The organism is Runella sp. CRIBMP, assembly GCF_009905605.1.
GTDB lineage: Bacteria > Bacteroidota > Bacteroidia > Cytophagales > Spirosomataceae > Runella.
Genome location: NZ_JAAAKZ010000023.1, coordinates 44405 through 63256 on the forward strand (window position 1 = coordinate 44405; position 18852 = coordinate 63256).

18 protein-coding genes are annotated in these 18852 nt (G+C 44.9%); 14 read left to right on the plus strand and 4 right to left on the minus strand.

Annotation, left to right across the window (positions count from 1 at the left end; translation table 11 throughout):
* Nucleotides 1–4: 4 nt before the first annotated feature.
* The 10 genes from GVN20_RS29965 (at nt 5) to GVN20_RS27310 (ending at nt 10513) form a co-directional block, all read left to right on the plus strand.
* Entirely contained in the window at nt 5–1291 is a 1287-nt protein-coding gene (locus tag GVN20_RS29965) for an efflux RND transporter permease subunit (RefSeq protein WP_166561383.1), read from the plus strand.
* Nucleotides 1288–3222: an efflux RND transporter permease subunit gene (locus GVN20_RS29970; protein WP_114464116.1), complete on the plus strand. Its 1935-nt coding sequence runs from the start codon at nt 1288–1290 to the stop codon at nt 3220–3222. The genes GVN20_RS29965 and GVN20_RS29970 overlap by 4 nt, the downstream gene beginning before the upstream one ends.
* Nucleotides 3209–4480 (plus strand): TolC family protein, encoded by a 1272-nt coding sequence (locus GVN20_RS27280; RefSeq protein ID WP_166561384.1) that lies wholly within the window; start codon nt 3209–3211, stop codon nt 4478–4480. Before GVN20_RS29970 ends, GVN20_RS27280 begins: the two co-directional genes overlap by 14 nt.
* Nucleotides 4455–5948: an efflux RND transporter periplasmic adaptor subunit gene (locus GVN20_RS27285; protein ID WP_114464117.1), complete on the plus strand. Its 1494-nt coding sequence runs from the start codon at nt 4455–4457 to the stop codon at nt 5946–5948. The genes GVN20_RS27280 and GVN20_RS27285 overlap by 26 nt, the downstream gene beginning before the upstream one ends.
* On the plus strand, nt 5945–7153 hold the full coding sequence (locus tag GVN20_RS27290) for an efflux RND transporter periplasmic adaptor subunit (RefSeq protein ID WP_166561385.1): 1209 nt from the start codon (nt 5945–5947) through the stop codon (nt 7151–7153). Before GVN20_RS27285 ends, GVN20_RS27290 begins: the two co-directional genes overlap by 4 nt.
* 84 nt (nt 7154–7237) lie before the next feature.
* Complete coding sequence (locus GVN20_RS27295) at nt 7238–7711, plus strand: DUF3347 domain-containing protein (protein WP_166561386.1); 474 nt, start codon at nt 7238–7240, stop codon at nt 7709–7711.
* The gene (locus GVN20_RS27300; RefSeq protein ID WP_166561387.1) at nt 7711–8478 is read left to right on the plus strand and encodes a hypothetical protein; all 768 of its coding nucleotides are present in this window, start codon (nt 7711–7713) and stop codon (nt 8476–8478) included. The genes GVN20_RS27295 and GVN20_RS27300 overlap by 1 nt, the downstream gene beginning before the upstream one ends.
* Nucleotides 8479–8505: 27 nt before the next feature.
* Entirely contained in the window at nt 8506–8781 is a 276-nt protein-coding gene (locus tag GVN20_RS29860) for a hypothetical protein (protein WP_229599202.1), read from the plus strand.
* A gap of 194 nt (nt 8782–8975) precedes the next feature.
* The gene (locus tag GVN20_RS29865; RefSeq protein ID WP_229599203.1) at nt 8976–9263 is read left to right on the plus strand and encodes a hypothetical protein; all 288 of its coding nucleotides are present in this window, start codon (nt 8976–8978) and stop codon (nt 9261–9263) included.
* A 35-nt stretch (nt 9264–9298) separates the two neighbouring features.
* Nucleotides 9299–10513: a DUF563 domain-containing protein gene (locus tag GVN20_RS27310; RefSeq protein WP_229599204.1), complete on the plus strand. Its 1215-nt coding sequence runs from the start codon at nt 9299–9301 to the stop codon at nt 10511–10513.
* Nucleotides 10514–10837: 324 nt separating this feature from the next.
* Here GVN20_RS27310 and GVN20_RS27315 read toward each other — a convergent pair whose 3' ends face one another.
* Both GVN20_RS27315 and GVN20_RS27320 read right to left on the minus strand, forming a co-directional pair.
* Nucleotides 10838–10999 (minus strand): Tn3 family transposase, encoded by a 162-nt coding sequence (locus tag GVN20_RS27315; RefSeq protein ID WP_114464124.1) that lies wholly within the window; start codon nt 10997–10999, stop codon nt 10838–10840.
* 131 nt (nt 11000–11130) lie between these two features.
* The gene (locus GVN20_RS27320; RefSeq protein ID WP_206023385.1) at nt 11131–11283 is read right to left on the minus strand and encodes a hypothetical protein; all 153 of its coding nucleotides are present in this window, start codon (nt 11281–11283) and stop codon (nt 11131–11133) included.
* 93 nt (nt 11284–11376) lie between these two features.
* Between GVN20_RS27320 and GVN20_RS27325 the strand changes: the two genes are divergently transcribed.
* The 4 genes from GVN20_RS27325 (at nt 11377) to GVN20_RS27340 (ending at nt 15457) form a co-directional block, all read left to right on the plus strand.
* Complete coding sequence (locus GVN20_RS27325) at nt 11377–11847, plus strand: flavodoxin (protein WP_166561388.1); 471 nt, start codon at nt 11377–11379, stop codon at nt 11845–11847.
* An 88-nt stretch (nt 11848–11935) separates the two neighbouring features.
* Nucleotides 11936–12391, plus strand: a complete 456-nt coding sequence (locus tag GVN20_RS27330; RefSeq protein ID WP_114464130.1) for a (2Fe-2S)-binding protein — start codon at nt 11936–11938, stop codon at nt 12389–12391.
* A 38-nt stretch (nt 12392–12429) separates the two neighbouring features.
* The gene (locus tag GVN20_RS27335; protein WP_166561389.1) at nt 12430–14691 is read left to right on the plus strand and encodes a xanthine dehydrogenase family protein molybdopterin-binding subunit; all 2262 of its coding nucleotides are present in this window, start codon (nt 12430–12432) and stop codon (nt 14689–14691) included.
* Nucleotides 14692–14869: 178 nt separating this feature from the next.
* On the plus strand, nt 14870–15457 hold the full coding sequence (locus GVN20_RS27340; protein WP_166561390.1) for a recombinase family protein: 588 nt from the start codon (nt 14870–14872) through the stop codon (nt 15455–15457).
* 132 nt (nt 15458–15589) lie between these two features.
* Here GVN20_RS27340 and GVN20_RS27345 read toward each other — a convergent pair whose 3' ends face one another.
* Together GVN20_RS27345 and GVN20_RS27350 are read right to left on the minus strand one after the other, a co-directional pair.
* On the minus strand, nt 15590–15934 hold the full coding sequence (locus GVN20_RS27345; RefSeq protein ID WP_166561392.1) for a LytTR family DNA-binding domain-containing protein: 345 nt from the start codon (nt 15932–15934) through the stop codon (nt 15590–15592).
* A 47-nt stretch (nt 15935–15981) separates the two neighbouring features.
* A partial coding sequence (locus GVN20_RS27350) for a Calx-beta domain-containing protein (protein WP_229599205.1) occupies nt 15982–18852 on the minus strand: 2871 nt, incomplete at its 5' end.

Below are 18852 nucleotides of genomic sequence, written 5' to 3' on the forward strand. Positions count from 1 at the left end.
AATCATGGTAGAGAAACTCATCCAGTTTGCGGTTCACAACAAATTTGTTGTGCTCACCCTGTCGTTCTTTTTGTTTGGCTGGGGTATCTATTCTGTCCAGACCAACCCCATTGACGCCATACCAGATCTTTCTGAAAATCAGGTAATAGTCTTTACCGAATGGATGGGGCGTAGTCCGCAGCTGATTGAAGACCAGATTACGTATCCGTTGGTTTCCAACCTTCAGGGCATTCCCAAAATCAAGAATGTACGCGGTACGTCGATGTTTGGAATGAGCTTTGTCTATGTCATTTTTGAAGACAACGTTGACGTATATTGGGCCCGAACGCGGGTAATGGAGCGACTTAACTACGCCCAACGATTGCTGCCTCAGGGCGTTACTCCCTCATTAGGCCCTGACGGAACGGGCGTTGGGCATATCTTCTGGTATCACCTCGAAGCGCCGCGGATGGATTTGGGTGAACAGCGGGCGTTGCAGGATTGGTATGTCAAATTTGCACTGCAAACGGTCAAAGGTGTTAGTGAAGTGGCATCATTCGGTGGTTTTGGCAAGCAATACCAGATTAATATTGACCCCTACAAACTGAATTATTTCAACGTACCGCTCATGGATGTACTCAACGCAGTGCGGAAAAACAACAATGACGTGGGTGGTCGAAAATTTGAAATGTCAGACATGGCCTACATCGTTCGGGGATTAGGGTACATCAAAAATACCAAGGATATTGAAGACATCCCCATCGGTAATTACGGTTCTGTTCCCGTTCGAATCAGAGATGTAGCATCGGTACAAATGGGTGGAGAATTGCGTTTGGGTATTTTCGACGTCGACGGAGAAGGCGAAGTGGTGGGCGGTATCGTAGTGATGCGTTATGGCGAAAATGCCGATGCGGTCATCAAAGACGTAAAGCTTAAAATGAAAGAGGTCGAAAAAGGCCTACCGCCCAATGTCAAGTTCAAGGTCTCATATGACCGAAGTGAACTTATCGAAGCAGCCGTTGCATCCGTGAAAGGCACATTAATTGAAGAAATGATTACCGTGTCGATTGTGGTCCTCATTTTTCTGCTCCACTGGCGCAGTGCTATCATCATTCTGATTCAGTTGCCGATTTCGGTCGCTATCGGTTTTATTCTGCTCAACGCTTTCGGGATTTCATCAAACATCATGTCGCTAACGGGGATTGCGCTGGCCATTGGGGTAGTAGTAGACGACGGCATCGTGATGGTGGAAAACGCCTACCGCCACCTTTCAGAAGCCCAATTGAAAAAAGAAAAAAATGAGTCGCTATGAGTTGGTTTAAAAACATATTTCGTCTCAAAAAGGACCCACTTACCCCCACTGAACGAGCGGAGATTATCGAAAAATCGTCAAAACAAGTGGGTCCAGGGGTGTTCTTTTCGACTGTCGTAACGATTGCGTCATTCCTGCCCGTTTTTTTGCTGACGGGCATGGAAGGAAAGTTGTTTTCGCCTTTGGCTTGGACCAAAACGTTTATCTTGCTCGTTGATGCGTTTTTGGCTATCACCCTCACTCCAGTATTGATTGTGTTGCTGCTAAGGGGGAAACTAAAACCCGAAAGTGCAAATCCTATCAACCGTTTTTTGGAAAAAATCTATACGCCCATTCTCAAATGGTGTCTGAAGTACCGAAAAACAACAATTGGTATTAATCTGTTGGCGTTGGCCGTAAGCGTGCCGATGATGCTCAACGTCGGAACCGAATTCATGCCGCCGCTCGATGAGGGTTCGTTGCTCTTCATGCCCGTCACACTGCCAGACGTTTCCAATTCGGAAGTAAAACGTTTGTTACAAATTCAGGATAAATTAATAAAAACCGTTCCCGAAGTAAGCCATGTGATGGGAAAAGCCGGTAGGGCCAATACCGCTACCGACAATTCACCCATCAGCATGTTGGAAACGATTGTGCTTCTCAAACCCAAAAATGAATGGCGAGAAGGTAAAACCAAAGACGACATTATCAACGAGCTGAATGCCAAACTCCAAATTCCGGGTGTAACCAACGGCTGGACGCAGCCCATCATCAACCGCATCAATATGCTTTCTACGGGCATTCGTACCGATGTTGGCTTGAAAGTCTACGGCCAAAGTCTGGACTCCATCAACGGGGTTTCGCAGATGCTCAAAAAACAACTGGAAGGAATAGAAGGAGTCAAAGATTTGTATGTAGAGCCAATTACAGGCGGAAAATACATCGACGTAGTGGTAAAGAAGGAGGAAATTGGCCGCTTCGGCCTGAGTGTAGATGACGTAAACATGATTGTAGAAAGTGCATTGGGGGGTATGATTCTCACCACCACTGTTGAAGGGCGACAGCGGTTTACGGTCAATGCCCGTTTTGCACAGGATTTCAGAAACAACATTCAGGCCCTCAAACGAATGCAGGTACAGACGGCAGGTTATGGCCCGATTCCACTGGAATCCGTAGCCGAAGTAAAGATTTCAGAAGGCCCTCCCATGATTAATTCTGAAAATGCCATGCTGAGAGGCACCGTCCTGTTTAACGTCCGCGACCGGGATTTAGGAAGCACCGTTGAAGAAGCAATGAAGAAATTGGAGGCTTCGGTCCAAAAACTACCCAAGGGTTATTTTATTGAATGGAGCGGGCAATGGGAGAATCAGCTTAGGGCCAATCGTACACTCAAAATCATCCTGCCGATTGTACTCGTGATTATATTTTTCGTGCTCTATTTCACCTATAACTCTATGAAAGAGGCGCTTATCACGATGATTACTGTACCATTTGCCCTCATTGGTGGGGTGTTCATGGTGTATTTTTATGGCGTAAACCTTTCCGTAGCGGTGGCGGTAGGCTTTATTGCGCTCTTCGGAATGGCCATCGAAACCGCGATGCTGATGACCATTTATCTAAACGAAGCCATGCAGCATTTGGTGTCCGAAAAAGGAAACTCCAAAGAAACGATTACCAATGCTGACCTGCGGGAGTACGTGATTCGGGGTGCTGCGCAACGCCTCCGTCCTAAATTGATGACCGTCTCGGTGTCGCTTTTTGGGTTGATTCCCATTTTGTGGGCCACGGGTGTAGGTTCGGATGTGATGCTGCCGATTACGATTCCGCTGATTGGCGGGACTATTTCGTCCACTATTTACGTGCTGCTGGTGACGCCGGTCATCTTTGAAATGACCAAAGAATGGGAACTCAAACGCAATGGAAAAATTGAAATTTACGATGTCAAAGAATAAGATGTGGTGGGGTTTGTTGATTGTTTGGTCAACAACCACTCAGGCGCAATCGGTGCTATCGTTGGAAACAATATTACAACACATTGAGGTTTCTCACCCCAATTTACAGCAACTCGATGCCAAAGTAAAAGAACTGGATGCTTACGCTGAAGGCGCCCGAAACTGGGAAGCCCCCAAGTTTGGGGCGGGCTTTTTCATGACGCCCTATAATTATATGATGTGGAGTCGAAAGGGCGCACTTTACCACGAAGGAATGAGTCAGGGGATGGGTTCTTTTATGGTGCAGGGCGAGCAGATGATTCCTAACCGTAAGATGCTCGACGCCGAAGAACGCTACATGAAATCCATGTCAGGCATGGAAACGGCCCAAAAAGGCATGGTGCGTAATATGCTCTTTGCCGAAGCCAAAACGGCCTATTATAAATGGCAGGTGCTTGAAAAGAAAAAAAAAGTGTTGAGCGAGAGCCAATCCTTGCTCAGTTACATGATTCAATCGGCCGAGATTCGCTACAAATTCAATCAAGAAAAATTGAGCAGTATTTACAAAGCCCAAGCCGCCCTGAGCGATTTGAACCGCATGAAACTGATGCTCGACGGAGATATTCGTCAGCAAAAAGTAATGCTCAATACACTGATGCTTAAAGAAAAAACCTTTGATTTTTACATTGATACGCTCACGACGACCTCCTCGTTCACCAATGGTTTGATGGCGCTGGATACTGGTATTATTGGCAATCGAAGTGATTTACGGATGATTGAACAAAGCCTGTTGATCTCCCGCAACAAAAAGGAAATAGAACTGCAAAAGCTCAAACCTATGTACGGCGTTCAGTACGGACACATGTTTGCGTTTGGCAATCAATGGCAATTTACCCTGATGGGCATGGTGACGATTCCGTTTGCAAAATGGTCGAGCCGACAGATTAAAGCCAACCTTAAAGGACTTGATCATCAACGTCAAACGTACGTAAAACAACGCGAAGGACTGGCCAATCAAATTTTAGGAAACTTGGCAGACCGTTGGGTAATGATGGAGACCTTTCAGGCACAAATCGACCAATACGAAAAGGAACAGATTCCCGTTTTGCGCAAGCGCTATCAAAGCACACTACTAGCGTATGAACAAAATACCGACGAGTTGTTTATGGTGTTGGATGCCTGGATGGAGCTTAAAATGGCGCGAATGAACCAGCTGGATTTAGTGCAACAATTACTGCAAACCCACGTAGAATATGAAAAAGAACTGGAAAAAAGGTAAGCTATTCCATTGGCTTATCGTGGCGCTGCTCAGTGGGCTAACGGGTTGTGACTTTGTCGGCCAATACTTCAAAAAAGAAGTCACCCAGCCCCAAGATACCTATGCATGCCCCATGAAATGCGAAGGCAATAAAACCTACGACGCCCCTAGCTCTTGTCCCGTCTGTGGCATGGATTTGGTCAAAGTGACTTCTCATTCATCGCACGCCGATACGGCCGTGGTAATGATGGGCCAACGACGAAAAACGGGCAAAAAGTACTATTGCACCATGAAATGCGAAGGCGAAAAAACCTACGATACCCCTGGACAATGCCCAGTGTGCGGGATGGATTTGGTGGAAAAAAAAGAGACCGTCACTGACGAACAACTCTCCGCCGACGATAGTTTGGCAATACTGGTCAAACCTACTTACGAATACGTATTAAGTGGGGTCAAGACCGTTCAGCCCCAACGTCGCTCGCAACAGTTGGTGGTTAATGCCTTTGGTTTTTTATCCTATGATGCTCAGGCACTGAGCAGTATTGCCACACGATTTGGCGGTAGAATTGAGCGTTTGTACATCCGTTACCCTTTTCAAACGATACGCAAAGGCCAAAAAATCATGGACATTTACAGCCCTGACATCGTTACAGCGCAACAAAACTTAATTTTTCTACTCCAAAATGACGCCGAAAATCAAACGCTTATTGATAATGCTCGTCAGCGCCTGCTCCTTTTGGGATTAACTTCCGACCAACTCAAATCAGTAGAGCAGAGTAAAAAACCAATCATGCAACTCAGCATTTATAGTCCCTACAGCGGCATCATCGTTGAAGGCAGCGCAGGGAAGATACCCATGCCTTCTGCTGGAAGCAATCGAATGAATGAAGGCATGGGGGGAAACAAGTCTGCCGCCCAGATTGCACCGCCACCCATAACTACAAATGGCGAATTGGCATTAAAAGAAGGAATGTACGTACAAAAAGGACAGCGTTTGTTTGAGGTTCAAAATACCCATTCAGTATGGGCAATGCTAGAGTTTTATCCGACGGATGTTCCCAAGGTTAAGGTGGGACAATCGGTAATGCTTGAACTTGAGGGGGGGGCGGAGAATCAATTTTTCGGTAAAATCAATTACCTCGAACCCCTGATTACGACCAACAACCGAAATCCAAGGGCGCGGGTGTATGTGCCCAATCCAAGTGGTAATCTAAAAATTGGTTCATTGGTCAAAGCATCAATCAATGCGGGAACTCAAAACGGGCTATGGGTCCCATCTTCTGCGCTTCTTGATATGGGTCGCGAAAAAATGGCATTTGTGCGTAAAGCAGGCGTTTTTCGTTCACGAACCGTCCAAACAGGATTGCAGGAAGGAAACTGGGTGGAGGTGTTGTCGGGCCTTACGAGCGAGGAAACCATCGCAGAAAATGCCCAATTCCTGATGGACAGCGAAAGTTTTGTCAAATCAAATGAACTATCAAGAAGATGAAAAGAAGGGCATTTATACATACAGTCAGTTGGGCAAGTCTCACGGTAGTATGGGAAGCTTGCACGTCCAAAAACGGCGAGCAGGTGCCAGATAACGTATTTTACACCTGTTCGATGGACCCACAGGTGATGGAAAAAAAGCCTGGTACCTGCCCCATCTGCAAAATGGCATTGACCAAAATTGTAGTAGACCCAAATATGAAAAATGCGGGGCTGAAATTGAGCGACCAACAAAAGCAATTGGCCAATATTCAAATCGAAACGGTTGCCCTGCGCCCCTTGGGGGAAGAGATTACGCTAGCCGCCATCCTGACCGAAAACAAAGATAAACTCGCTACCGTGACGGCACGGGTGGCAGGGCGTATTGAGCGCTTATTGGTGCGGAATGTCGGTGAATTTGTGCGCGTTGGACAACCCATTTATGAGGTATATAGTGAAGAACTGTCGGCGGCGCAACAGGATTACCTTATAGCCGTTCAAAAACAAAAAGTACTGAAAGATGCTGATGTCAATTTCAGGCAATTGACCGAAGCCGCCAAAAACAAACTGTTGCTTTGGGGGATGAATGAGGGGCAGATTGCAGAACTGGAAAAGGAAGGACTTCCTCAGAAAAAGTTGACGGTTTTCAGCCACTACGCGGGAGCCGTCACGGAGGTGCTGGCCGACGAAGGAACCTACGTGAGTGAAGGTACAACCGTATTAAAGCTCGCCGATTTGAGCACCCTTTGGGCAGAGGGCCAATTGTATATGACGGAGTTGTCTTTTCTGAACCAAACCCAAGAGGCTTTAGTGGAGATGCCCTATTTCCCAGGGCGTATTCTCAAAGGAAAAGTCAATTTCGTCAATCCAGAAGTGCAGACTTCTAGCAAAATCCTGACCATTCGGGTGGATATCGCCAATGGAAAAAAAGAATATCAACCAGGAATGCAGGCCTACGTTACGCTGAAAGGAACCGTAAAAAATATGATTGCGGTACCGACAAACGCGCTTATTCAGGACACAAACGGCGTGACGGTGTGGCTAGAAAATGCCGAAGGTGCATTTGAAAGCCGCATGGTAAGCGTAGGCATGACCAATAAAGATTATACAGAAATCACCGACGGCCTAAAAGCAGGTGAAAAAGTGGTGATTTCCGGGGCCTATCTGCTCAACAGCGAATACATTTTCAAAAAAGGCAGCAACCCAATGGAAGGACATAAAATGTAACCTCAATGCATCAAAGCAATATTATTCTACTGATTTACAATCAAATACACATAAATAATCAATTCACTTAAACAATTCAAACCAATGAAAAAAACAATCATTTTCGCCTTTGCACTTTTGGTTTCCGCAGTATCGTTTGCCCAACACGAGGGACACAACATGACTAAAATGGGCATTGAACCCGTTTTGACCGCATACTTTAAAGTCAAAAATGCACTGGTAGCGTCTGATGCCAAAGCCACTGCGGCTGAAGCCAAGGTATTGTCAGCAGCCGTAAAAAAAGCGGGTAAAATGATCGGTGCCGATGCCGTCAAAGCCGCCGATGCCATGGCAAAAAGCTCTAATATTGATACCCAACGCGCCCAACTTGGCACCTTGACAACGGCAGTGTATGCCGCCGCTAAAACCATGAAGCCCGGGAGTACGGTGTATTATGATTTCTGTCCGATGGCCAATAATAACACAGGCGGCTACTGGTTGAGCGAAAAGAAAGAAATCGCCAATCCCTATTTTGGAGATGCCATGCTTAAATGCGGAAAAGTGAAAGAAACACTTTAATGAAAAAAAGTGATTTCCACCGTAAGATTCGCAAGAGCCACCGCTATTTAGGGGTGGCTCTTGGAATCCAATTTTTGTTTTGGACCATCAGCGGGCTGTATTTCAGTTGGTCCAACATGGATGATGTCCACGGCGACCCTCAAAAACGCGCCGTCCCGTTGTTTAAGGTCAATCAAGTGTGGGTCTCTCCTTCCATTATTATTGATTCCTTGCGGGCCCATGCGCCCGTTGACTCCATTATTGGTTTAGAAAGCATTGAGTTATTTGGAAAGCCATTTTATCAAATTCACTATACTGTATCAAATGTGCACCTTCATTCGGGCAGCTACGTTTGCCTAGTCAATGCCGAAACTGGTAAACTTCGCCCCGCGCTTAGTCAGGCCGAGGCGGTAGAGCTTGCTCAAAATCGGTTTGTCGGCGACCCCAAGGTGGAAAAAGTAGAATTTTTGACCCAAACAAATGGGCACCATGAATACCGTAACCTTCCTTTGCCCGCCTATGCCGTTACTTTTGGAAAACCCGTAAGTACTACGGTTTATATCGCTGCGGAGCTGGGCACTGTCCAGAAATACCGTAATACCAAATGGCGGATTTTTGATTTTTTGTGGATGTTGCACCTGATGGATTATGAAAGCCGGGATAATTTATCCAATGGATTGTTACGTGCCTTTTCTCTCTTTGGGTTACTGACAGTTGCCTCGGGGTTTACCTTATTTTGGGTGAGTCGAAAAACCACAGTTCAAAAAAAGAACCTGAAAATGAGTTGATTATCTACGTTTTGATAAATACTATTTATGAACCACGAACATCTTCATTCGGCCAGCGGCGAGCATCAGCCACCTGCTGGCCACGCAGCTCACTCCGCTGAGCATCTGGGAGAACATTCTGGACATGGTAAAAACCCAAAACACGGTGAAGCCGGGCATGACCATTCTGGCATGATTGACGATTTCAAGAAGAGATTCTACGTAAGTTTATTTCTTACGGTTCCAATCTTGGTGTTGTCAGACATGATTCAGCACTGGTCAGGTTTTCAATTAGAATTTGAGGGGAGAAAAACCTTCTTTTAGCCCTTTCAACCGCACTTTTTTGGAGGGTTGTTGGGAGGAACTAAAAAATCGCTTACCGGGAATGATGACCCTCATCACAATGGCGATTATTGTCGCGTTCGTATATAGTGCAGCTACCGTTTTTGGATTTCCAGGGATGGATTTCTTTTGGGAACTGGCCACCCTTATTGTGTGAAAGCTACCTAAACGAATCTATGTTCACGGGAGAATCGACCCCCGTACTAAAAAAGTCAGGGGAAAAAGTAATTGCAGGAGCCATTAATGGGAATGGTTCACTCGACATAAGCGTAGAGCAAACAGGAGAAGGAACGTACCTTGCAAAGGTAATTCAAATGGTAAATGAAGCCCAAAACACAAAATCTTCTACCCAACGATTAGCCGACCGTGCCGCTTTTTGGCTTACCATCGTGGCATTGGTGATGGGCGTCGGCACCCTGGCCGCGTGGGTGGCTATTGATACGCAAATGCTTCGAATTCGATAGCGTTTTAAAGAAAATATACACCACATTTTATAAATATGGTTCTAACCTCCAGCAAGGGTAAAAAATGGCTCTTGATATTAGACCGCTCAATAGAAAAAATCAGGGGAGCCTATCATTTGTTTCGTCACATGATGTTGACGAGAGGATTATTCTGGATTTATGGGGTTTTGGGGGTCAGACTCTTAAACAAGCAGGAAACGGACGATTATTTATCTCCTTTTCAATTGATTGAGCACCCCGAAAACCTACTTCACATGCCAGAAGTAGTTGATGTAATAGATACAAAAAAACGTTACTTTTTACCCACTTTGGCTAAAACCGACCGTATCATGGTCTGGAAGTTTGCCGCCCAGAATGGTAAAATTACTTTACTTCCTTATGGCGCAGTCCACCTAAGCAATAAAGTAGTTTGTACCGATACCAATAATACTGACTTTTATCGTAACACATTGCATCGAAAAAAACGAATCCATCTTGACGCTGAGGTACTGATTGTACCATGGAGCCACTATATCGACGGATTTGTATGGGGAGGATATTATGATTTTTTACTGCTGGTGGTTGGAAAACTTTGTCGAATGAAAGAGGTATTACCACCATCAACCTTCGACAAGGCAATCATCTCCTACCCCCTTTTTAATACTTCTTATGAGCGCGAGTATTTTGAATTGTTAGAAATTGATTTGCACCGCGTAAAAGACAGTAGAAGCTATCGAATTACGTCTAAAGAATGTATTCTTGGAAACAATGGGCATTGGTTTTATCCAAATGCGGCAGACATACACGCCCTTCGTAAATACATTCTGCCTAAGTTTGTCGACCCAAGTGGAATACACAAAGAAGCGCGGATTTATATAAGTCGTAGCGGTCGTCGTCGAATTAAGAACGAAAATGAATTGATTACCCTCTTAAAGAAGTATGATTTTCAGATTATTGAAGACCGACCACGGACGGTTTTCGAGCAAATAGCTCTTTACCGAAATGCCACTTTTATCATTGGGCCTCACGGCGCTTCATTTTCCAACATCATATGGTGTCGATCTGGCACACATCTTTTTGAATTATTTTCCAAAACCTACACCCCAGATTATTTTCGATATTTGGCAGAATTGTTGGGGCTTAAATACACTGCATATTATTATGATCAGGATGTTTCTCTCAAGTATTGGGCCGACGGATTAGAAGATGATTTTACGGTGAATATTGAGGAAATCAAACAAATTCTGATGAGAGTGTTGACACAACTTTAGTGATTATAACTGTATGTTGTAAAGTGAAAGTGGCAAGAAGCCGCTGGAAATAAAGAGAGATTTTAGGCAGCCAAAATGCTCTGACAAATCTAAAGGCCGCAGCGATCAAACTTAGGTTTGAGAACAGCTTCTTTTTCAAACAATTTGGCAATTGCCTGCTTAGTTTCAAGGAGCTGTTTATCATAAAGTTTAATTAACTTCTCTAAGTGGGGTAGTTCTGCGGAATTTGAGATAATTCGTCATTTGGCGGATTGGGTTGGCAGAGAAGGTCTAGATAAGGGGAAATTTAACAGAGCCTCCCGGTCAAAAACAGTTTCCAGGCTTTCAATCCGTAAAATCATATTCCCCTCTCAGATTGATGTGATGCCAGGAATGGGTCGACGATTGTAGGATGGTACGCAACAACTCCTGCAGTTCACTTTCGGTCGAGCATTGCCGTAACCGCTCCGATAGATACAGCAGGTTGTAGTAGTTAATAGCATTCATTTTGACGGCAGGGCTTTCTCATAAAAATGTAAAGCGGGGATAATTAGGCATCTTTGGGGTGTTCTAAATCTCAACATGATGTCACCTACCCACTCTTTACAGGCCCAAAATAACACGTTTTTCCATCTACTTTAACAACAATTAAATTTTATGGAATCCACATCTCCCCATTCTCGTGGATTCGCCTTTGAGTAATCAATTACGGTTACCAGAGGGTGCAGCGTTTTGTGGTTATTGGCGGCATTGAACCCGCTGATGCTGTCTATGTCTACTATCTTTTCCATTTTCTTTTCTTTTGAAATCCATTCAAAATTAAGATATAAAAAATGCCATACTTCGCATGAATACCGTAATCAGTAAAAAGAGGTAATATCCTCATGAAAAACAACTTAGTTTTCTTCTTGTTTTTTACAACCGCTATTTGCCTCTTTGCAGGTAGTTCGTCGGCACAAACGCTGGTTACTGACAAAAAAGTACTGATTGTGTATTTGTCCCACACCAACAATACCAAAGCAATTGCCGAAATCATCCACAAAGAAGTAGGTGGAACATTGGTAGCTTTGAAGTTGACAAACCCTTATCCCGAAAACTATACGGAAACGGTGCCGCAGGTAGTCAAAGAAAATGAAAAAGGGTATTTGCCACCGCTCAAAACAATGATTGACAGCATAGCTCAATACAACGTAGTGTTTGTTAGGTTTCCTACTTGGTGGATGAAATTGCCACCGCCCATAAAAAGTTTATTACATCTGTATGATTTAAAAAAAGTGGTTGCAAAAGATAATGATACTATAACCCTTTTTTACGGCAGAAAAAAGCAGCGACAAATTCGTTATTTTTCTGTTTGATTTTTGTAAGTATTCGATTGAAAAGTGTTGTTTTTTACGGAATTTTCGGTATACTTTTGATAAATTTTTTTATAACATATTCCTGCTCATGGCAAAGTATAATCTTAAAATCAATGGCAAAGCCCGCCAAGTGGATGTAGATCCAAGTACGCCAGTGCTTTGGGTACTACGCGATAGTCTCAACATGGTAGGTACTAAGTTTGGCTGCGGCATGGCTCAATGCGGCGCCTGCACTGTTCATTTAGACGGAAATGCCGTTCGTTCGTGCGTGTTGCCCGTTTCGGCGATTGGCAAACAGGAAATTACCACCATCGAAGGCCTTTCTGCCAACGGCGACCACCCCGTACAAAAAGCATGGCTCGAACACGACGTGGCTCAATGCGGCTATTGTCAATCGGGGCAAATTATGAGTGCAGCGGCGTTGCTCAAAAGTAATCCCAAACCAACCGATGACGATATTGATGCCGCCATGAGTGGGAATATCTGTCGTTGTGGAACGTATTTGAGAATCAAAGAAGCGATAAAAACGGCCTCTAAAGTATAAATTGTGTAGCGGTAGCACTAAAAAAAAGCAAAATAGCAATGAAAAATACACATAATCGCCGTTCATTCCTCAAATCTTCGGCGTTGGCTGGTGGTGGAATGATGCTAAGTTTCAGCTGGTTTTCGACTGCGAAAGCCGCCGAAAAAATACAGGAGCGGAACGCCGCCCGATTAAATCTCCCCGACCAATGGTCAGAACTTACGGGCTATGTTAAAATTACCCCCGATAATGTCGTTAAAATTCTTTGTCCAAACCCCGAATTCGGTCAAAATGTAATGACCTCATTACCAATGATTGTGGCGGAGGAATTGGATGTAGATTGGAAAAACGTAGTCGTAGAAATGGGACCGCACGACAACGTGAAATTGGGACCACAATTTACGGGCGGTAGTAATTCGGTTAGAATGTACTGGAAACCCTTGAGAAACGCTGGCGCAGCGGCCAGACAGATGCTCATCGAAGCCGCGGCTCAAACATGGAGCGTTCCTGCGTCTGAAATCACAACCAAGGCAGGGGTTTTAACGCACACAAGCGGGAAAACGGCAAAATATGGAGAGATGGCAAGCAAAGCCGCCGCCATTGCCGTGCCTAAAGAGGTAAAATTGAAAGCTCCCAAAGATTTTTCAATTGTCAGAAATTCAAAGAAAAATACGGAAGGCCTAAAAGTAGTTACGGGCAAACCACTATTTGGAATGGATTATCGGGTTGATGGTATGTTGATTGCCATGATTCAGCATCCGCCAGCCTTCGGTATGAAACTTAAATCCTTTGATGCTTCGCAATCTCTGAAAATGCCCGGCATCAAAGATGTATTTAGCTTTAAACTGTACGATGATGGTTTTGAACAAGGCGGTTTTGATACCCGTACTTTCAATGAAATGATTGCAGTAGTGGGCAATAGTACATGGGAAGTCATGAACGCTCGCAAAAAGCTGATTGTACAATGGGAAGCCGCCGGCGACTTAAAAGAAACCATGTCGGGAAGAGGCGGAAAAAGAGAAGTAACCGTTCCGGGTAGATTAGAAACCACAAGCCGTCAATTTGAAATGATGGCCGAATACGCAAAAAAGCCAGCCCAGCAATTAAGAAAAGACGGTGACCCCGAAACAGCTTTCAAAAATGCGGCTCAAATCATCGAACGCACCTACAATGCACCGTTTTTGGCACATAACTGCATGGAGCCGATGAATTTCTTTGCGCATGTAATGGAAGATAAAGCGGTGGTGGCTGGGCCTTTGCAAGCGCCCGGTTGGATGGAGCCTACCCTTGCCAAAATTTTAAACCTGCCAGCCGAAAAGATTGAAATTCAAATGACTCGAATGGGTGGGGGATTTGGTCGTAGAGCCTACGGGTCGTACGTATATGAAGCGGCTCGAATCTCTCAAAAACTCAAAGCACCCGTCAAACTGATTTATAGCCGTGAAGACGATATGACGTACGGCATTTATCGCCCGATGTACACCGCTACGTATCGTGCAGCGTTGGATGCCAACAAAAATCTAATTGGGTTTCATGTCATTGGCGGCGGAATTCCCGAAAACCCAGTTCATGCCAATCGTTTCCCAGCGGGAGCGGTTGATAACTATTTGGCTGAGGGGTGGGAAATTCCTTCAAACGTGACCATTGGGGCCTTTAGAGCACCCCGTTCCAACTTCAATGCGGCGGCTGAGCAATCTTTTTTGGATGAAGTAGCCGAAGCCATGGGCAAAGACCCCATTCAACTTCGCCTAGATTTATTGAAAAAGGCAAAAGAAAATCCAGTAGGCAAAAACAATGATTACGATGCAAGCAGATACATTGGCGTTTTGGAACTACTGAAAGAAAAATCAGGCTGGGGCAAACCCGAAAATGCTGGTAAAAAACGTGGCGTTGCTGCTTATTTCTGTCACGCTTCGTATGCTGGTCATGTGGTTGATATGGTCATGCGCGACGGCCAACCGTATGTTGAACAAGTAACGAGTGCCGTTGATTGTGGCGTCGTTGTCAACCCCGATGCCGCTCGAAATATGGTACAAGGTGCGGTAGTTGATGGTATCGGTAATGCATTTTACGGAGCATTGACCCACAAAGACGGAGCCCCCGAACAAAGTAATTTCCACAATTATCGCATCATTCGCCACAACGAAGCGCCGAAGAAAATTGATGTACATTTTGTAGAAAGCGATGTTGACCCGACGGGTCTTGGCGAACCGCCATTCCCACCAGTTTTTGGGGCAGTAGCCAATGCGTTGTTTAAAACGACGGGTAAACGCTATTATAACCAGCCGTTTGCCTCAGAACAATCTAATCCAAAATCATAAATAGAGTACGAATAAATCAAAGCCATCATTGCAAAGTCAGATATGCAATGATGGCTTTTTTGTTTCTTAAAGGGAAGTAAATCCTCTCTTGAAAAGTTACTTGTTTGTAAAATAAACTTGTATAGAAATCTACCTATATTTATTATTTTTGAAGTATAAAATAAGTTTAAGTAGACAAATGAAAATAGGATATGCCCGGGTATCTACCCAAGATCAAAATTTGGAAATGCAGATTGATGCCTTGACAAAAGTGGGATGTGAACAGATATTTCAGGAAAAAGCTTCTGGTATAAAATCGGACCGACCCCAACTGCAAGCCATGCAGCAAATGCTCCGACAAGGGGATGTAATCTATATTTATAAACTCGACCGGTTGGGGCGTTCTTTAAAGCACTTGCTTGAAATTACCTCCGATTTTTCAAAAAGAGGCATAGGTCTGGTTTCAATCAATGACCACATTGATACCACCACTGCCCAGGGCAGGCTCATTTTCAATATTTTTGCTTCTTTGGCAGAGTTTGAAAGAGACCTCATCCGAGAGAGGACAAAATCTGGATTGGAGGCGGCTCGGGCCCGGGGCCGAAAAGGAGGTCGCAGAAGGGGTTTGTCTAAGGAAGCTGAAAAAACAGCAATGCTTGCCCAAACATTATACAATGAACGTAAATTGGGGGTCAATGAAATTGCCGCTGATTTGAAAATTTCAAAAATGACCCTCTACAAATATCTTCGGCACAGAGGCGTGCAAATTGGCAATAAAGTTGATTGAGTAGTTTACTACAAAATTTTGGTTGTAAGTGGTGCCGTCTTCAAAAACGCCGGCACCACTTTAAAGTTTATTCTTAGCCTCCTTTAGAGTTTGGATTCAAAGCTCATCAAATCGCCCTATCGGCATCAAGTGTTAACAAGATTTTATCATTTCTCTGAGTTTTGCTTTGCGCCTACGGGCAATTTCAATGGAATGTCCCGAAGGTAAAATCAACATCTCAAAACGCAGAATGTGACATTGACTCAAATAATGCAAATTCAAAAGGGATGATTTATGAAGCCTCAGAAAGCCATATTTTTCTAACAAAGAAGCATAGAAACTTAAGGGAAGCGAGGTAATTACACTTTCTCCATCTTCCAAATGAAAAATAGTATAATTGACCTGCGCACTCAAATAGACAATCCGCCTCAAATCAACACTTCTATTGCCGTCTTTGGTTTGGAAGCGTGGTAAATACAGCAAACCTTCAAGTGACATTATTGAATCTGGAGTAGTCAGTGCTTTCATTTCCTGCTCATTTTGGTTTATTTATCGCAGCCACCGATGAGTGCCTGAAAACTGTTGCCCTCTCCTACAGTCGCCGTAAAGCCTGGTAATAACGTCACTGATTTTCCCGCCTGATATACCACCGTTGCGCCTGATACCTGATTAGTCGCTACTATTTTGTCGGCAACTTTCAGCACCGTTCCGCTCGTGATAGGTTCTGTCACCGTCAAATTGGCTGGGCCACTGCTGCCGCTACTTTGACTTTCAAACACACCACGGTCGACAATACCTAAACCAACGGGGAATGGCCTTACATTACCTTCCAAGTCTTCGTTAGGAGCTCCCGCATTATCACCACCGTTTATAGCAGGTGAGCATATTTGCAGGTGATAATCACCCAAGGTACCCAACGGGGCCAACCCAACAGGGTTGGCATTGACAAACAGAGGATTCAGATTACTGTTACCAACCCCAGAAAAGCCACCTTCGACCGTACTGTAAGTAATCACGCTCCCCGAGGTACTTTGAGGTGCTGTATTACCCCACAAAATACTGTTCTTCACTGTCGTCAGCGAGTTGGCATTGAAGATACCTCCTGCATTGTTTCCATCATCCTTGTTGGAAGCAATCGTACAGTTCATCAAAGATGGCTGACTGCTGTTAACGTACATACCGCCGCCTAAGCCTTTGTTAATCACCATTAATACGTTCTCAAAATAGGGTTTACTACCACCCAATACATATACCCCACCCCCGAAAGTAGCTTCATTTCCGTAGATAATGGTCTTGGTAATGGCTAATTGCGAACTGTCGCGCAGCAACATACCACCGCCCCCGATGGCTCGGTTATCAGTAATAACACAGTTAGTAATCAACCCTTTGCTTTTTTCAATAGCCAAGATTCCGCCCCCTGAGGCAAGTAAATCAGGGACATTGATATTTTGAGTGCCCGCTACAAACTCAGCAAAGCCTCTTTCAATGCGGAATCCATCCAGACGTGTCAGTGAATCGGTAGACTTAAACAGCACCACATGATATGAGTTATCGTTGCGTTGTATGGTGCCTATTTCTCCGCTGAGAATTACGGGATGCGTTACCCAATTACGTTCTGATAGATTTATTTCAGTACCGACAAACCCTCCATAAACCCGTACTTTGGAAGGAATCTTAAAGACATCAGTGCGCAGCGTACCAGGCTTATAAGTACCTTGGGCTACCCAAATTTCGATATCAGGAAACATCGATGTAGCTGCGGCGTTCAGGCCCGATTGTAAATTAGAAAATGCCTTCGCCCAAGTAGACCCATCTTGCGACGGGTTGACATTAGCAGCGTTGACATAAATACGAAGGGTATTAATAACCGCAGCCACGTAGTCTTCCACTTCCCCGTCGGGGGCTAAGCCCGTTGCATTTAAACCACCCATACTACTAAAACGGAAACGGGCTGGTGCATTACCATCGGGCGAGCCGACTGGTACGCTAAAGTTAACTTGATTGCTGCCAGCGGTTAATGAAAGAGTATTGGCGATTCGTTCTCCAATATCATCAAAATCGCCATCTTGATTGAAATCAATCCACGCATCAAGTTTACCCGCTATGGAGGCAGTCACAGTAACGGAGGTGTTAGTTCCAGTCAATAAAAAGTTAGGGAAGGTCACCCCGTCTTCATCATCGCCGTCGGTATCTGTATCATCACCGTTGGCAGTAGCAGTGGGTTGTCCATCTTCGTCACCGTCGATAGCTGTCCCCAAATACATTCCCAAAAGAGTAGCGTGACGTGCCCCATTATTGGCCGTTAATGTACCATAAGATGCGGGAGCATCCCCAAAATCTATTTCATCATTGGTGATGTCTCCAATTTGTATGGTGTCTTTTCTAGCAATAGATGCATCTAATACCGTACCCGAAAGTGCGCCTAAAATGACCTTAAATGCCTCGTTAGCTTCTACTTTTGAATCTCCTTTGACCAACACGGTGATATCTTTGGCTTCACCAGCGGTTCCCACAAACGTCAGTGTACCGTCATTGTCGGTGTAATCATTGTCTGCCACGGTTGCGGTACTATCGTTTGTGGTATAAGCTACTGAGAATCCCCCCTGAACTGCATTGTTGAGCGTTGCTGTAAAGATAAAACTCGTCGTGCCACTGTTACCTTCCGCTTTGGAAGTACCGCCACTTAGCGTCAACGTTGCACCGTCATCGTTTTGAATATTACCCCTACCTATGCTCGTGCCCAAAATCACATTGCGGCCGCTCGCTGCAAGATTTGTTAGCGCAACCTTGTAGACTTCGTTTATTTCTACTTTGGTATCGTTGGTAATGCTAACATTTACTGTTTGAGCAGAGGTGCTACCCGCCATGAATGTCACCGTTTGATTCGTAATTCCCGTATAGTCACTGTCGGCAGTTGTAGCGGTACTATCTGTGGTTGAGAAGTTTACTGTCACTGCTACATCCACTGGATTACTCAATGATACACTGAACACCTGGGGCGTTGTGGATTCCAACTCACTGATATTGCCGACCAAAGCCACCGTGGCCGCATCGTCGTTGGTGATGGTACCCGTCTGTGGACTGCCCGCCATCGTAATCACCGCCAGCTGCACTGGCGTCAGACCCGTCAGGGTCCCCAAGGCCACCGTGAACGTTTCATCCAATTCCACTTTGTTATCCCCATTGACCAATACCGTAATCGTTTTTTGTTCTCCCGATGTTCCCGCAAAACTCAGACTACCGTCATTGTCAACATAATCATTATCTGCCACCGTGGCCGTGCCGTTAGTGGTCGTGTAAGGAGCACCAAAACCACCCTGTACGGGGTTATTGAGCGTTGCCGTGAAAGTGTAACTGGTCGTACCTGCGGATCCTTCGTTTTTGGCAGTGCCGCCACTCAGCGTGAGTGTAGCCGC